The 15,349-nt window shown below is 63.3% G+C and carries 16 protein-coding genes, 1 tRNA gene and 1 pseudogene; 11 read left to right on the top strand and 7 right to left on the bottom strand.

Annotated features, from left to right (window positions below):
* Both NCT32_RS02340 and recA read right to left on the bottom strand, forming a co-directional pair.
* Positions 1-267, bottom strand: a pseudogene (locus NCT32_RS02340) (hypothetical protein); the annotation flags it as partial.
* A gap of 19 nt (positions 268-286) precedes the next feature.
* Positions 287-1,357 (bottom strand): recombinase RecA, encoded by a 1,071-nt coding sequence (gene recA / locus NCT32_RS02335; protein ID WP_061117714.1) that lies wholly within the window; start codon positions 1,355-1,357, stop codon positions 287-289.
* A 283-nt stretch (positions 1,358-1,640) separates the two neighbouring features.
* Here recA and NCT32_RS02330 point away from each other — a divergent pair, with 283 nt between their 5' ends.
* The 7 genes from NCT32_RS02330 to NCT32_RS02300 all read left to right on the top strand — a co-directional run bounded on the left by NCT32_RS02330 (position 1,641) and on the right by NCT32_RS02300 (position 9,064).
* Complete coding sequence (locus NCT32_RS02330; RefSeq protein WP_086960958.1) at positions 1,641-2,432, top strand: response regulator transcription factor; 792 nt, start codon at positions 1,641-1,643, stop codon at positions 2,430-2,432.
* 5 nt (positions 2,433-2,437) lie between these two features.
* Positions 2,438-4,021: a sensor histidine kinase gene (locus NCT32_RS02325; RefSeq protein ID WP_061117715.1), complete on the top strand. Its 1,584-nt coding sequence runs from the start codon at positions 2,438-2,440 to the stop codon at positions 4,019-4,021.
* Between the two features lie 230 nt (positions 4,022-4,251).
* Positions 4,252-5,910, top strand: a complete 1,659-nt coding sequence (locus NCT32_RS02320) for an MFS transporter (protein WP_061117716.1) — start codon at positions 4,252-4,254, stop codon at positions 5,908-5,910.
* A gap of 95 nt (positions 5,911-6,005) precedes the next feature.
* A tRNA-Met gene (locus NCT32_RS02315) sits at positions 6,006-6,082 on the top strand.
* 119 nt (positions 6,083-6,201) lie between these two features.
* Entirely contained in the window at positions 6,202-7,062 is an 861-nt protein-coding gene (locus tag NCT32_RS02310) for a MurR/RpiR family transcriptional regulator (protein ID WP_061117717.1), read from the top strand.
* A 107-nt stretch (positions 7,063-7,169) separates the two neighbouring features.
* Positions 7,170-8,501: an aspartate aminotransferase family protein gene (locus tag NCT32_RS02305; protein ID WP_061117718.1), complete on the top strand. Its 1,332-nt coding sequence runs from the start codon at positions 7,170-7,172 to the stop codon at positions 8,499-8,501.
* Positions 8,502-8,509: 8 nt separating this feature from the next.
* Positions 8,510-9,064: a carboxymuconolactone decarboxylase family protein gene (locus NCT32_RS02300; RefSeq protein WP_061117719.1), complete on the top strand. Its 555-nt coding sequence runs from the start codon at positions 8,510-8,512 to the stop codon at positions 9,062-9,064.
* Positions 9,065-9,082: 18 nt separating this feature from the next.
* Here the strand turns inward: NCT32_RS02300 and NCT32_RS02295 are convergent, their stop codons facing one another.
* The gene (locus NCT32_RS02295; RefSeq protein WP_061117720.1) at positions 9,083-9,988 is read right to left on the bottom strand and encodes a glutamate/aspartate ABC transporter substrate-binding protein; all 906 of its coding nucleotides are present in this window, start codon (positions 9,986-9,988) and stop codon (positions 9,083-9,085) included.
* A gap of 192 nt (positions 9,989-10,180) precedes the next feature.
* On the opposite strand from NCT32_RS02295, the gene NCT32_RS02290 reads away from it, so the two are divergent.
* Positions 10,181-10,849, top strand: coding sequence for a glycine zipper 2TM domain-containing protein (locus NCT32_RS02290; protein WP_061117721.1), 669 nt, complete (start codon positions 10,181-10,183; stop codon positions 10,847-10,849).
* A gap of 27 nt (positions 10,850-10,876) precedes the next feature.
* Here NCT32_RS02290 and NCT32_RS37220 read toward each other — a convergent pair whose 3' ends face one another.
* The gene (locus NCT32_RS37220) at positions 10,877-11,008 is read right to left on the bottom strand and encodes a hypothetical protein (RefSeq protein WP_284502111.1); all 132 of its coding nucleotides are present in this window, start codon (positions 11,006-11,008) and stop codon (positions 10,877-10,879) included.
* On the opposite strand from NCT32_RS37220, the gene NCT32_RS02285 reads away from it, so the two are divergent.
* Positions 10,986-11,477, top strand: a complete 492-nt coding sequence (locus tag NCT32_RS02285; RefSeq protein WP_086960942.1) for a hypothetical protein — start codon at positions 10,986-10,988, stop codon at positions 11,475-11,477. The two genes, NCT32_RS37220 and NCT32_RS02285, sit on opposite strands and share 23 nt — an antisense overlap.
* 408 nt (positions 11,478-11,885) lie before the next feature.
* Positions 11,886-12,506, top strand: a complete 621-nt coding sequence (locus NCT32_RS02280; protein ID WP_061117723.1) for an isochorismatase family cysteine hydrolase — start codon at positions 11,886-11,888, stop codon at positions 12,504-12,506.
* A 7-nt stretch (positions 12,507-12,513) separates the two neighbouring features.
* Here NCT32_RS02280 and NCT32_RS02275 read toward each other — a convergent pair whose 3' ends face one another.
* From NCT32_RS02275 to NCT32_RS02265, 3 genes are read right to left on the bottom strand one after another with little or no spacing between them, the layout of a single operon-like run.
* Complete coding sequence (locus NCT32_RS02275) at positions 12,514-12,909, bottom strand: hypothetical protein (RefSeq protein WP_061117724.1); 396 nt, start codon at positions 12,907-12,909, stop codon at positions 12,514-12,516.
* Positions 12,910-12,918: 9 nt separating this feature from the next.
* Positions 12,919-13,479 (bottom strand): hypothetical protein, encoded by a 561-nt coding sequence (locus tag NCT32_RS02270; RefSeq protein ID WP_061117725.1) that lies wholly within the window; start codon positions 13,477-13,479, stop codon positions 12,919-12,921.
* Positions 13,480-13,507: 28 nt separating this feature from the next.
* The gene (locus tag NCT32_RS02265) at positions 13,508-14,440 is read right to left on the bottom strand and encodes a peptidoglycan DD-metalloendopeptidase family protein (protein WP_061117877.1); all 933 of its coding nucleotides are present in this window, start codon (positions 14,438-14,440) and stop codon (positions 13,508-13,510) included.
* A gap of 503 nt (positions 14,441-14,943) precedes the next feature.
* Between NCT32_RS02265 and NCT32_RS02260 the strand changes: the two genes are divergently transcribed.
* Positions 14,944-15,195, top strand: a complete 252-nt coding sequence (locus tag NCT32_RS02260; RefSeq protein WP_061117878.1) for a GlsB/YeaQ/YmgE family stress response membrane protein — start codon at positions 14,944-14,946, stop codon at positions 15,193-15,195.
* The last annotated feature ends 154 nt before the right edge of the window (positions 15,196-15,349 follow it).

The following is a 15,349-nucleotide window of genomic DNA, read 5'->3' as shown; positions in this document are numbered from 1 at the left end:
CCCCCCCCCCCCCCCCCCCCCCCCCCCCCCCCCCCCCCCCCCCCCCCCCCCCCCCCCCCCCCCCCCCCCCCCCCCCCCCCCCCCCCCCCCCCCCCCCCCCCCCCCCCCCCCCCCCCCCCGCTGCTTGTTACTGCGTTTGAAGCCGCTGGACTTCGACGATGCACCCCGTCGCTCGCTGCTTCGTTCGTAGCGATCGGCGGATTCGGAACCGTTATCGGTTCCGTCATCCGCCGTGTCAGCCTTCGCTCCGAACCGACGCTTCTGCATCGCCCTTCAGGCCCGATGCTTACTCGTCGTCGGCCGTTGCGGCGCCTGCGACAACAGCCTCGCCCAACGCGGCCACACCCAGCGATTCGCGGATCTTGTTCTCGATCTCGCGTGCGATGTCCGGATTCTCGCGCAGGAATTCACGCGCGTTGTCCTTGCCCTGACCGATGCGATCGCCGTTGTAGCTGTACCAGGCGCCAGCCTTGTCGACCAGCTTCGCCTGCACGCCGAGATCGATGATTTCGCCCTGACGCGAAATGCCTTCGCCGTACAGGATGTCGAAAATGGCTTCGCGGAACGGCGGCGACACCTTGTTCTTCACGACCTTCACGCGCGTCTCGTTACCGATGACTTCGTCGTTCTTTTTGATCGAGCCGATACGGCGGATATCCAGACGCACCGACGAATAGAACTTGAGCGCGTTACCGCCCGTAGTGGTTTCCGGGTTGCCGAACATCACGCCGATCTTCATGCGAATCTGGTTGATGAAGATCACGAGGCAGTTCGTGCGCTTGATCGTACCGGTGAGTTTGCGCAGCGCCTGCGACATCAGACGCGCTTGCAGACCCGGAAGCGAATCGCCCATTTCGCCTTCGATTTCCGCCTTCGGCACGAGTGCCGCGACCGAGTCGATGACGATCATGTCGATGGAGCCGGAGCGCACCAGCGCATCCGCGATTTCCAGCGCCTGCTCGCCCGTGTCCGGCTGCGAGATCAGCAGATCCTGCGCGTTCACGCCGAGCTTTTGCGCGTATTGCACGTCCAGCGCGTGTTCCGCGTCGATGAACGCCGCCGTGCCGCCGAGCTTCTGCATCTCCGCGATCACCTGCAGCGTGAGCGTCGTTTTACCCGAGGACTCCGGGCCGTAGATTTCCACGACACGGCCGCGCGGCAGACCGCCGACGCCGAGCGCGATGTCCAGTCCGAGCGAACCGGTGGAGACCACCTGAATGTCTTCGACCGCCTCACCTGCGCCGAGCCGCATGATCGACCCTTTGCCGAATTGCTTTTCGATCTGCGAGAGCGCGGCGGCCAGGGCTTTGCTCTTTTCCGCAGTCATTCCAGCCGGGCCTTTCTTGCTTTCTTCCATGAATCGTCCTTTGCTATGATGAACGGCGTCTGAGGCAGTGTTCACGGGCTTTTCCGCTGCTCGATCGAGCATACGAAACCGCGCTTCCACTCACGCAGACACTGTATAAAAAAACAGTAGTTTTTGCAAGCACAGATCGGCGTGACGCAACTTTTTTCCACGCCGCGCGAGACGCGCAAAGACTATGAAACACCTGGAGACCGCCGCGCCGGGCGACACACGGTGCCGGCAATGCCGATGCGCTTCATCGCGCATGCACGGCGTAAAAAAGGCGCACACGACGATGCGAATCCTCATTGCCGAAGACGACAGCATACTCGCGGACGGCCTCGTCCGATCACTCCGCCAATCGGGATACGCCGTCGACCATGTGAAGCATGGCGTCGAGGCGGACACCGCTCTTTCCTTGCAGACGTTCGACCTGCTGATACTCGATCTGGGCCTGCCGCTCATGCCCGGTCTCGAAGTCCTGCGCCGCCTGCGCGCGCGCAACTCGCAGATGCCCGTGCTGATTCTGACCGCCGCCGACAGCGTCGATGAACGCGTCAAGGGCCTCGATCTCGGCGCGGACGACTATATGGCCAAGCCTTTCGCGCTGAACGAGCTCGAAGCGCGCGTGCGCGCGCTCACACGGCGCGGCGCGGGCGGCGGCCCGACGGTCGTGAAGCACGGCTCGCTTTCTTTCGATCAGGTCGGACGAATTGCGACGATCGGCGATCAGGTCATCGATCTGTCCGCGCGCGAGCTCGGTGTGCTCGAAGTGTTATTGCAAAGAACCGGCCGGCTCGTGTCGAAGGAACAGCTCGTCAATCATCTGTGCGAGTGGGGCGAGGAAGTCAGCAATAACGCGATCGAGGTCTATGTGCATCGGCTTAGAAAAAAGATCGAGCCGAGCGGCGCGAAGATCATTACGGTACGCGGCCTGGGTTACACGCTCGAGAAAGCGGGCGCGGCGACACCTGGCGCAAGCGGCACGAGCGGCACAAGCGGTACGAGCGGTACCAGCGGCACACACGGCGCGAACGGCGCGGGCCCGCAACCGTCGGGCGTCGCCACCGGCCATCACTATAAGTAGAGTGCATGGCGTCGCCCGTTTCCACCGAACCGCCCGAGTCGAAAAGCCAGGCACAGGCGAACGCCGACGATTCCGACGCCCTGCGCGACGCGCGCTACGCCAATCCCTTCGCGCCGCCCGACGAACTCGAGCCCGACAACGAGACGCATCCGCGCTCGCTCTTCGGTGAAATTCTCGACTGGATGCTCGCGCCGCTTCTGCTGCTCTGGCCGATGAGCATCGCGGTGACGTATCTCGTCGCAAAATCGATCGCGAACGGGCCGTTCGACCGCGCGCTCGAAGCCGACGCCTACGTGCTCGCGCGCCAGATTCAGCCGGTCAATGGCGTCGCCGAATTGCGCCTGCCCGATGCGACGCGCGATTTCCTGCGCGCCGATAACGTCGACAGCGTGTTTTTCCAGGTGCTCGGCACGCGCGGCGAGCTGGTCGGCGGCGACCGCGACATGCCCTTGCCGCATGACGACGATCGTCCGCAGCCGGGCATCGTCGAGTTTCGCGACGACGTGCTGCGCGGCAACGACATTCGCGTCGCCTATACGACCGTCTATCTGCCCGGACTCGCGCCCGGACGCGATCCTGACAGCGCGCAGCCGGTGCTCGTGCAGGTGGCCGAAACGCTCGACAAGCGCAGCCAGCTCGCCAACGACATCATCAAGGGCGTGATCCTGCCGCAGTTCGTGATCCTGCCGCTCGCCATCATCCTCGTATGGTTCGGACTGTCGCGCGGGCTCGCGCCGCTGCATGCGTTGCAGTCGAACATCCGCGCACGCCGCCCCGACGATCTCTCGCCGCTTCAGGCGGGCAGCGCGCCGCCGGAGATCGCGCCGCTCGTCGCGTCGTTCAACGATCTGCTCACGCGCCTCGAGCAGAACATGGAGTTCCAGAAGCGCTTCATCGCCGATGCCGCGCACCAGATGAAGACGCCGCTCGCGGGCCTGCGCATGCAGGCGGAACTGGCGATGCGCCAGGACGTGTCGACGGAAGTGCAGCGCTCGCTCGAACAGATTGCCATGAGCTCCGAGCACGCGGCGCGCCTCGTGACGCAACTGCTCGCGCTCGCACGCGCCGAGAATCGCGCGACGGGGCAGATATTCACCCCCGTCGTGCTGACGGACCTCGCGCGGCTCGCCGTGCGCGACTGGGTGCAAGCCGCGCTCGCCAAGCGCATGGACCTCGGTTATGAGGAGCCGCCGTTTCCGGTCGAAGTGGAAGGCAACGTCGTGATGTTGCGGGAGATGCTGTCGAACCTGATCGACAACGCGATCCGCTACACACCGGCGGACGGGCGCATCACCGTGCGCGTGCGGATCGACGACCACGATCTCGATCTCGTTCATCTCGAAGTGGAAGACACGGGCCTCGGCATTCCGGTAGCGGAGCGCGAGCGCGTGGTCGAGCGCTTCTATCGGATACTCGGGCGCGAGGGCGACGGCAGCGGACTCGGCCTTGCGATCGTCAAGGAGATCGCGACGATGCATGGCGGCACGCTCGCCATCGAGGATCACGTCTATCAGGAAAGCCCGAGGCTCGCCGGAACGCTTGTAAGGGTCACTCTTCCGCGGGTTTTTCCTGCCCGGGACAAACCCTGAGCGCAAGCGTCGCATAGCCGTTCTGCGCACGTGAGAAGAACGAAGTTAGAAGAAATTAAACGACCGTTCGAATAACATGCCCGACAATGGCGTACAGATACTCGTTCAGTCTTTGTGTGGCGCGTCATCCACCGCGTCAGAACGCCGTAAGTTTTCGTTCCAATAATCGTTGCACCGGAGCCGCCTAATCGCGGACCGATGTATTCGAAAATCAAATCAGGAGACGATACATGGCTACGGTTGAGGGGCGCGTGTCACACGCACCGATGACGGCGGAGGAGAAGAAAGTCATCTTCGCCTCATCGCTCGGCACGGTGTTCGAATGGTATGACTTCTATCTGGCGGGCTCGCTCGCCGTCTATATCAGCAAGACTTTCTTCTCTGGCGTCAATCCGACGGCCGGCTTCATCTTTACTTTGCTGGGCTTCGCCGCGGGCTTCGCGGTGCGTCCCTTCGGCGCGATCGTGTTCGGCCGTCTCGGCGACATGGTCGGGCGCAAGTACACGTTCCTCGTGACCATTGTGATCATGGGTCTGTCGACGTTTCTGATCGGCTTCCTGCCGGGATACGCGACGATCGGCATCGCGGCGCCGGTCATCTTCATCGCGATGCGGCTGTTGCAAGGTCTCGCGCTCGGCGGCGAGTACGGCGGCGCGGCGACGTATGTTGCGGAGCACGCGCCATCGAACAAGCGCGGCGCGTGGACGGCGTGGATCCAGACGACGGCGACGCTCGGCCTCTTCATCTCGCTGATCGTGATTCTCGCGGTGCGCACGATCATGGGCGAAGAGCAGTTCGGCGCGTGGGGCTGGCGCATTCCGTTCCTCGTGTCGATCCTGCTGCTCGCCGTGTCCGTGTGGATTCGGATGAAGCTGCACGAGTCGCCCGTGTTCGAGCGCATCAAGGCGGAAGGCAAGACCTCGAAGGCGCCGCTCACGGAAGCGTTCGGCGAGTGGAAAAACCTGAAGATCGTGTTGCTCGCGCTCTTCGGTCTGACGGCGGGCCAGGCGGTCGTGTGGTACACGGGCCAGTTCTATTCGCTCTTCTTCCTTACGCAGACGCTCAAGGTCGATGGCACCAGCGCGAACATCATGGTCGCGATTGCGCTCCTGATCGGCACGCCGTTCTTCGTGTTCTTCGGTTCGCTCTCGGACCGCATCGGGCGCAAGCCGATCATCATGGCCGGCTGTCTGATCGCCGCATTGAGCTTCTTCCCGCTCTTCAAGGCGCTCGCGCACTATACGAACCCGACGCTCGAAGCCGCGACGCAGAAATCGCCGATCGTCGTCATCGCCAATCCGGACGAGTGCTCGTTCCAGTTCAACCCGGTCGGCACGTCGAAGTTCACGACGTCGTGCGACATTGCGAAGAGCGCGCTGTCCAAGGCGGGCTTGAACTATGAGAACGTGGCGGCGCCCGCGGGCACGCTCGCGCAGATCAAGGTCGGCGAGACGGTGGTGAACACGTACGACGGCAAAGCCGCCGATGCCAAGGCGCAAGGCGCGGCCTTCGACAAGACGCTGGCGGGCACGCTGAAGAGCGCGGGCTATCCGGCGAAGGCCGATCCGGCGCTGATCAACTGGCCGATGGCGATCGTGGTTCTGACGATCCTCGTGATCTTCGTGACGATGGTGTATGGACCGATCGCGGCGATGCTGGTCGAGATGTTCCCGGCGCGGATCCGCTATACGTCGATGTCGCTGCCGTATCACATCGGCAATGGCTGGTTCGGCGGCTTCCTGCCGGCGACGGCCTTCGCGATCGTCGCGGCCCGTGGCGACATCTACTCGGGCCTGTGGTATCCGATCGTGATCGCGCTTGCGACCTTCGTGATCGGCATGCTGTTCGTGAAGGACACGCGCAAGTCGAATGTCTATCACGAGGATTGATTGTGGCTTCACCTGCCCTTCCATACGGTTCTTAAGAATTTGCGTGGAAGGGCTTGACAGTCTGTACGACGCTCGCCATAATCTCGTCTTCTTTCGGCGAATTAGCTCAGTCGGTTAGAGCGACGGAATCATAATCCGCAGGTCCGGGGTTCGAGTCCCTGATTCGCCACCAGCTTCAAGAAAAAGCCGCTGTCTCAAAAGGACAGCGGCTTTTTGCTTTTCTCCTCACGCGCCCGTTCCGCAACGCGCTCATGCTTAAATAGCGCATCCGCTTCCTCAAGCATTCAGAACGTGCCCACCTTCGACCAACTCGCCGCGACCATCCGCGACCGTTTCCCCGATCTGAGCCCGCAATTCCAGGCCGGCGCCGCATTCCTTCTCGACTATCCCGATGAGGTCGCCGTCCTCTCGATGCGCAAGGTCGCCGAACGCGCGAAGGTGCAGCCCGCCGCGATGGTCCGTCTTTCGCAACAACTCGGCTTTCCCGGCTGGAACGAGCTGCGCGAAATCTTCGTGAGCCGCGTACGTACGCGTCCCGAACCGCTGACGACGCGCGCCCGCTCGCTGGTCAAAAGCGGCGCCGACAATCACCTGAGCCGCGATCTCGCAGAAGCGCAATCGCACAACCTCGATCTCACGCTCGCGCAAAACGCCGAGCGCGTCGTCGATGCAGCGAAGACTTTGAAGAAAGCGCCGCATGTCCACGTCGCGGGCTTTCGGTCGTGCTATCCCGTCGCGTTCAGCCTGCTCTATGGATATCGCCTGTTCCGCCCGTCCGTGAGCCTCGTCAGCGGCGAAGCCGGCACGCTCGAAATGCAGTTGCGCGGCATCGAGAAACGGCATGCGGTGGTCGTCGTCAGCTTCGCGCCGTATTCCGTCGAAGCGGTGCGCGTCGCGCAAGCGGCAATCGAGCGCGGCGCGAAACTCATTGCGCTCACGGACAGTGCCGTATCGCCCATCGCGTTGAATGCGGATCACACGCTGATCTTCTCGCACGAATCGCCATCATTTTTTCCGTCGCTCGTCGCGGCATCGGCGCTGGCGGAAATGCTCGTCGCGCAACTGCTCGCCCTCGAAGGCAAGGACGCCGTCGCGAATCTGGAGCAGGCCGAAGCCGCGCTGCACTCGCAAGGCGCCTACGCGGCGAGCTAGCCGAACGACGGCATCATCGTGGGCTGAGTGCGTCATTGACAACATATGTTGTTATTTGGTTAGAATGACACATCGCGTGTTGTGAACGCACTCAACAGGCAGAAACCATGACCACGGTATTTCATCGCGCGCCGCGCGCCAAACTTCCCGTCGCCGTGCGCGGCGACGGCATCGAGATCGTCGATTCGACCGGCAAGCGCTATATCGACGCATGCGGCGGCGCGGCCGTCTCGTGTCTCGGTCACAGCCATCCGCGCGTGATCGACGCCATCCAGCGCCAGGTGCAGCAATTGCCCTACGCGCACACGTCGTTCTTCACGACGGAGCCGGCCGAAGCGCTCGCGGACCGGCTCGTCGAAGCCGCGCCAAAGCATCTCGGTCACGTCTATTTCGTCTCCGGCGGTTCGGAAGCGATGGAAGCCGCGCTCAAACTCGCGCGCCAGTATTTCGTCGAGAAACGGCAGCCGCAACGGCGGCATTTCATCGCGCGCCGGCAGAGCTATCACGGCAACACGCTCGGCGCGCTGGCCATCGGCGGCAACGCGTGGCGGCGCGAGCCGTTCCTGCCGATCCTGATCGAGGCGCATCACGTCACACCCTGCTTCGCGTATCGCGAGCAGCAGGCGGGCGAAAGCGATGAAGCCTTTGCGCAACGCCTGGCCGACGAGCTCGAAGCGAAGATCCTCGAACTCGGCGCGGAATCGGTGGCGGCGTTCGTCGCGGAAACGGTCGTCGGTGCGACGGCGGGCGCGGTGCCGCCGGTGCGTGAGTACTTCCGCAAGATCCGCGCGGTCTGTGACAAATACGGTGTGCTGCTGATCCTGGACGAAGTGATGTCCGGCATGGGCCGCACCGGCTATCTGTTCGCGTGCGAGGAAGACGGCGTGTCGCCCGATATTCTCGCGATCGCGAAGGGTCTCGGCGCGGGTTATCAGCCGATCGGCGCGACACTCGTCAGCAACGAGATCTTTGACACGATCGTCGGCGGCTCGGGCTTCTTCCAGCACGGGCATACGTATATCGGTCACGCGACGGCGTGCGCGGCGGCGCTCGAGGTGCAGAAGGTCATCGCCGAAGACAAGCTGCTCGACAACGTGATGGCGCGCGGCGAACAACTGCGCGCACTGCTGCGCGAACGGCAGGCGAATCACCCGTTCATCGGCGATGTGCGCGGGCGCGGTCTCTTTACCGGCGTGGAACTGGTGCAGGATCGCGCAAGCAAGACGCCGTTCGACCCGAAACACAAACTGCACGCCGTCATCAAGAGCGAGGCGATGAAGCGCGGCCTCATGGTCTATCCGATGGGCGGTACCGTCGATGGCCGGATCGGCGATCACGTGCTTATCGCGCCGCCGTTCATCACGACGAGCGAACAGATCGAGACGATTGTCGAGCGTCTTTCCGACGCCATCGACGGTGCGCTTTGCGCTATCGCATGAGAACAAACATGAGCAAACGACTTCCCGACTTCCAGCCCGCGACCGCATCCGACGAGCAGAAAGCCGTCTTGCACGACATCCTGAGCGGCCCGCGCGGCAATCTCAACGGCCCGTTTCTCGGCTGGATCTTCAGTCCCGAACTCGCGCAGAACGCGCAGAAACTCGGCGCGTTCTGCCGCTACAAGACGGGCCTGCCGCTGCGTCTTTCGGAACTCGCGATTCTGGTGACCGCGGCGCGCTGGCGCTCGCAGGCGGAATGGCACATTCATCATCCAATCGCGCTCGATGCCGGCCTGCCCGCCGATATCGCCGAAGCCCTGCGCACCGGTGAGACACCAACTTTCGCCGACGCCGACGACGAACTCATCTTCGATTTCGCCACCGAACTTTACGAAACGAAGCGCGTGAGCGATGCGACGTACGAGGCCGCCGTCGCGCGCTTCGGTCATACGGTCGTGGTGAATCTCGTCGGCTTGCTGGGCTATTACGCGCTCGTCGCGATGACGCTCAACGCCTTCGGCATGCGCGCCGAAGGGCAGACCGACCTGCCCTTCGCCGAGTAAGCCGCGCCGGTCACATCGTCATTCGAACGCCTTGTCGTTCGGCTGCGCGTAGAGCTTCTGCATCGTCTCGCTCATCGGAAAATCGAAGTTGATGTTCTTCGGCGGGACGGGCTTCATGAACCACTTGTCGTACATCGTCCTGATCTCGGGGCCCTTCATCACCTGGCTCATTGCGTCATCGACGAGCTTTTTGAATTCGGGATCGTCCTTGCGCATCATGAAGCCGTACGCCTCCGACGACTGCGGCGTGCCGACGAGCACCCAGTCCGAAGGCTTCGAGGTCAGCGAGCGCGTGCCCGCGAGCAGCACGTCGTCCATCATGTAGGCGACCGCGCGGCCCGTTTCGAGCGTCGCGCGCCCTTCGCCGTAATCCTTCGCGCTGATGATGCTCATGTTCATCTTCTTCTCTTCGTTCATCTTGCGAAGAATGCGCTCGGACGTCGTGCCCTGATTCGTCACGACGGTCTTGCCCGCGAGATCGGGAAAATCCTTGATGCCCGAATCCTTCTTCGTGAGCAGGCGCGTCGTCGCGATGAAGAAGGTGTCGGAAAACGCGACCTGATTCTGCCGCGACGTGAGATTGGTCGTCACGCCGCATTCGAGATCGACCGTGCCGTTCTGCACGAGCGAGATACGGTTCTGCGACGTCACCGGAATGAAGCGCACGCGCAAATCCGGATGCTTCGTCTTCGCCTTCACCGCGTCGATCACCTTGTTGCACAAGTCCTGCGAAAACCCGACGACATCGTTGTTCGCATCGACATACGAGAACGGCACCGACGTTTCACGATGGCCGATCGCGATCAGGTTGACGCTCTGGATCTTGGCGAGCGTCGGCTGTCCGTTCTGGCCGTAGCTCGGCCCCGTAAAGAGCGATAGCGCGGAGAGCACGACAGACGATGCAAGCAGCGACGTGGATTTCATGACGACCTCGTTTTCTCGTGTGGAATGATACATATGTTGCCATTAACAATATTTATGCAACATATGTATTCGCCCTAGGCCGACGTAAAACCGTCCGCGATGCGACGTTTGCTTACAAATGTCACAGCAATCGCGTGCACCGTCTGCGTCGCACGGCGTTATAGCTGGCAGGCATCTACAGGAGTCGCTGCCATGAACGCCGTTCCCGAGATTCAAACGAAGCCGTCCCGCATTCATCCGCTCGTCGCGGCAGCCGCCGTGTCGATCATCCTCGCGTGCGGCACCGGCGTCGCCGCGATGACGGGCCTTCTGCCGTCGTCCAAAGCGACTGCCACGACGGTCACGGCTTCGCCGCTCGTCGATGCCCAGACCGCCCGGCCCGCAGCCGCCGAGCAGGCGTCGCCGGCGGCGGCTCGGCAACCCGCATCGCTGCCGCGCGCGGTGCGCGGACATCATCCGACGCCTGTGCGCAAGCCCGCGCCGGCTCAGGAAAGCGCGGCTTACGCGCCGAACCCCGCGCCCGCCTACGATCCCTATGCCGGCGAAGTGACCGCCGTCAGCGCCGTCCAGACCGCGCAGCCGACGACCGGCATCGGCGCGATTGGCGGCGCTGTGGTCGGCGGGCTCGCGGGCACGCAGATCGGCAACGGCCGGGGACGCACGGCGGCGACGATCATCGGCGCGATCGGCGGCGGGCTCGCGGGCAACCAGATCGAACACGTGGTTCACAAGGCGACGACTTATCAGGTGCAGGTCCGCATGAACGACGGCAGCGTGCGCAGCTTCACCTACGAAGCGGCGCCGGGCGTGGCGGTCGGCCAGAAAGTGCACGTGTCCGGCGAAACGCTGACGCCCGCCTGAGCAAGCGGCGCGCGCCTTAAGAAACAGCTAATTTTCCGGTGCGATGATGCTTCCCACGTCCAGCGCATCCAGCGATACAGCGTCCCGGCGCGACAGACCGCCCCGGCCCGCGAACACCTCTTTCGGGAGTACTGCCGTGAAGAAGAAATCGACGAACATGAAATCCGCCCGTCCCGCGATGTCGCCGCTGCTGCGCGCGTTGACATACAGCCGCGCGGCGCGCGAACCGATGATCGACGCGATGCTGCTGCATTGCTATGCGGCGCTCGACGCGTTTCATCGGGGGCACGGCTCGCAGCCGCTTTTCATGACGCTGTGCCGTCACATGCTCGTTGCCGAGGAGTTGTGTCAGCTCGGCCACGCGCCGGAATTCGAAGACGACATCACGCTCGCGCACGAGGCGCTGGTCGAACTGGATGCGCGTCATTCGGCCAACGCCGTCTGGACGCTCGACGCCGGCGAACACGCGCGTCTGTGCACGGCGCTCGCCGTGTTCTCGGCGCAACTGGAGGACGCGACGCTCGAGCACATTGCGCAAGCCGAAGCGCGCATGGTCACGCAATCGCTCGTCGCGGCGAACATGCGCTCGGGCATCGGGCGCGCACACGCGGTCTCGTCAGCCGGCTGAACATCGAGCCGGGCTCAGTGCTTTCCCTCAATGGGCTTATCAATTGCGGATGTGTTTGCGAGCGTACATTCTTAGGAATGGCCTTTCGCAATACTTATTCCAGCGCACGGGGGGAAGTAGTAAAACGCGCCGAGAGACCGACGAACAGGATGGGCGGCACTCAACCGGGTGGCGGGTGAAAGCAAAGCGCGACAAAAAAACCAAAGCGCGAGTTTTTGCCAACGACGCGGCGAGTCGCAGGCGAAGAAGGCCAGCGCCCCGACAAAGAAGCTCAAAAGCCGGCAGCCGCCGGCTTTTCTTTTGCTGTGGCCGGGGCGTCGCACGATTTCGGATGCCTGCCACGACCCGCGCGTAACATGAGACGGCGCGCGTTCACGCGCTTTTCATTGTTGCGAGCGGAGACAGACGATGAGCGCCTATCCGAAGGACCGCACGGCTCTGCTGTTCGTGGACCCCTACAACGACTTTCTCGCCGAAGGTGGCAAGCTCTGGCCGCGCGTCGCGCAGACGCGCAATGCGGCGCATCTGCATGAAAACCTGAAGCGCGTGACCTCGGCCGTGCGCGCGCTCGGGCTACCGGTGTTCATCGTGCCGCATCGCCGCTTCGAGCCGGGCGACGTCGATAGGTGGGCGCATCCGTCGCCGTATCTGCAGACGGCGGCGAAATCGCTCGTGTTCGGCAAAGGGACGTGGGGTGGCGAGTGGTTTCCCGACTTCGCGCCGCATCCTGGCGACACGATCGTCAAGGAGCACTGGATGAGCAGCGGCTTCGCCAACACCGACCTCGATTTCCTGCTGAAACAGCGCGGCGTATCGCACGTAATTCTGATCGGGCTCGTCGCGAACACATGCATCGAGGCGACGGGACGCTTCGCCGCCGAACTCGGCTATCACGTAACGCTCGTGCGCGACGCGACCGCCGCTTTCTCCGATGAAGCGCTGCACGCCGCGCATGAAATCAACGCGCGCACCTACGCGCACGCACTGCTGACGACGGACGAACTGGTGACGGCTCTGAACGGCGCTTGACGAAGGATCAGGGAAAGGCGGTCAGCAAGGTCCGCGCGCAATCGACACACCAGTGGCGCGACACCTTCTCAGGAAGCGCGTCCCACACGTGGCCATGGGCGCATTGCCAGCGCAGCGGCGTCGCGGCATCCACATAGCGGCGCGAGAGCAACGCGCCGCCGCGCACCTGCGCCACGTCGCGCAGGCGCTTCGTTTCCAGTTCGAGCCGTTCGGCCGCGCATTTCATGCAGCGCACGTTCTGCGCGACGCCCAGCGCCTTGTCCCAACGATGGCCGCGGTCGCACTCCCAGCGAGCGATCGCCTGCTCGTCGGCGTCGTGCCGCATCTGATCGCGATAACGCGACGCCTCCTCCAGCAGGCGAAGGCGCGTCTCGCAGATAGCGGAATCGCTTATCGATCTCATGCTCGGGCGTCAGCGCTGACCACCGCGAATCGCTTCGGAGCGCGAGGTCGTCACGACGATGCCGTCAGGCCCGAAATGCGCGTTGAACATCGCGTCCTGATTCACGCCGTCTTCCAGCCAGTGCCAGCTCCAGACGCGCTCCTTCTTCAGGCGGTACTCGGCGATCTCGGTCGGCTTGCCGAGCAATCTGCGCACTTCATCTATCGTCATGCCGGGCCGCACCTTCGCGAAATTTTCCGCGGTCAGCACTTGCGTCACGGAGACGAAGAGGCCGTTCGCATCGAGATCGACCATGTACGTATTGGTTCCCGCCGGACCGCGCGGATACTCGAGACGCTTGCTTCCGTCGGTAAAGGTGCGCTCGGTCTCCGGCTCGCCCATTTGTTCGCGGATCTGCGCCTCGGTCGTGACGCCGGGCTGCAGGTTCTTGAGCAGCAGGTTATCCGGCTTCACTGCATTGAAGAACGCCTTGAGCTTGTTCAACCCTTCCTCGCTCTGCTGTTGATCGCATCCGGTAAGCAGCGATGTCAACGAAGCCGCGGCCAGCGCGGCGATCACGATCTTTTTCACCTTCCTTCCCCTTCCTGCACGCACCGCATCAGCCGCCCGCCGCGCTGAGCAGCGGCACCGGGTCGACTGCGGCACCCGACTTTCTCACTTCGAAATGCAAGGTCGGCGCGCCGCCCGGCCCGGTGCCCATGTCCGCGATGGTGGCGCCCTGCTTGACGGTGTCGCCTTCCTTCACGAGCAGCTTTTCGTTGTATGCGTAGGCGGTCAGATAGTCGTTGCCATGCCTGACGATGATCATGCGCCCGTAGGAACGCAAGCCGCTGCCCGCGTACACCACCTTGCCCGACGCCGCCGCCTTCACGGGCTGTCCGACCTTGCCCTCGATATCGATGCCCTTGTTGCCGCTCACGCCGAACTTGCGCACGACTTCGCCGTGGGCCGGCCAGACGAACGTGCCCTTGGGCGCGGTCGCGGTGACTGCCGATGGACGCTCCTCGTTCGCTGCGACGGGCTTGTCGGCCGAGGGCTTCTGCGCCGCCGATTTCTCGGGCGTCGGCAAAAGCGGAGGCTGCGCCGTCTTCGATGTAGCCGCCGATGTGCTCGCCGTCGTCGAATCCGGCACCGATGCGCCAGGCGGCGCGACACGCAGCACCTGCCCGACGTTCACCTGCTTGCTTTCCGGCAGCGCGTTCCACCTGGCCAGATCGGCGGGCTTCTGCTTGAAGGTGCGCGAAATGGCATAGAGCGTGTCGCCCGGCTTCACGCGATAAAAGCCCGGCTCGACCGGCGCGGCAATGGCCGGCCCGAGCGGCACGACCGGTGCGGGCGTCACGCCCGGAGACGTGCCTTGCACGACCGGCGGCGCGCTCAACGCCGAATTTTCGATGATCGGCGCGGGCGTGCGCGGCGTCGACGTGCAGCCCGCCAGTCCTGCCGCCATCGCCGCCACGAGCGCCATGCCCGCGATCGCCCCGCGCGAGTCGGATCTGAAATCTTCCTTGTGCCCCACCAGCTTTCCCATGCTTGTCGTCTTGAACTTTTTCAACTCGCCGGCCGCGTTCGTCCGCGGCGTTTTGATTACGCGCAGACGCTTATCGCTACGCCGTACACCGCCGTTCCACCGCATCGGAGAATGCCACAGCCGGACGCCAACGCGATGAATGCCAGCGCGATCAATACTCCGGACACCGCGCGCACCCGCTCGCCCCACACAAATCTCAAATTCTGAAAAAACACGATTCCGCCAGCATAAAACATTACAGAAACAAATTCGCCTCAGTGACCTAAACGACACACCTCGTTAAACAGTCGACAAATCCTTTGGCATTCTAAATTTTTGACGTAAACCGCCGCACCCACGCGTCGTCTGCCGTACGGCACATCGCGGGCTGGCCGCCTTGACAATCTTTGACGGTTGACGGACCCCCGCCACGGTCATTTCCGATACATTGCCCGCGCCCGGATGCAGGTTTTGCCTGCGTCCCGCAACTCTCAATTCGACAGGAGCCTCACCCCATGCAAATCATGCAACACGGCATCATCCTCAGTCTGATCATCGGCGGCGTGGCCGGCTGGCTCGCCGGTCTCATCATGAACGGCAGCGGCTTCGGCGTGATCGTGGACATCCTCGTCGGTATCGTCGGCGGCGTGATCGGCGGATGGATCTTCGGCACGCTCGGCCTCTCGTTCGGCGGCGGCATCCTCGGCACACTGCTTACGGCCGTGATCGGCGCGGTGGTGCTGCTTTTCATCATCCGCCTGTTCCGCCGCGCCTGACGCGGCTGCGCAGCGCCCGCGAGGCCGGCGTTCGGCGGCCGCGCGGGGCGGCCCCATATAAAAACATACAAATTTGGCGGGGCAAAATAAATATCGCGGCGATATCCGAATGGCACAAAACCCGAGACCAAAACAAAAAAAAAAAAAAAAAAAA

The sequence above is a fragment of the Caballeronia sp. INML2 genome (assembly GCF_023631365.1).
Lineage (GTDB): Bacteria > Pseudomonadota > Gammaproteobacteria > Burkholderiales > Burkholderiaceae > Caballeronia > Caballeronia turbans.
Note: the sequence above shows the minus strand (reverse complement) of the source record. Positions and strands in the feature narration are given on the sequence as shown.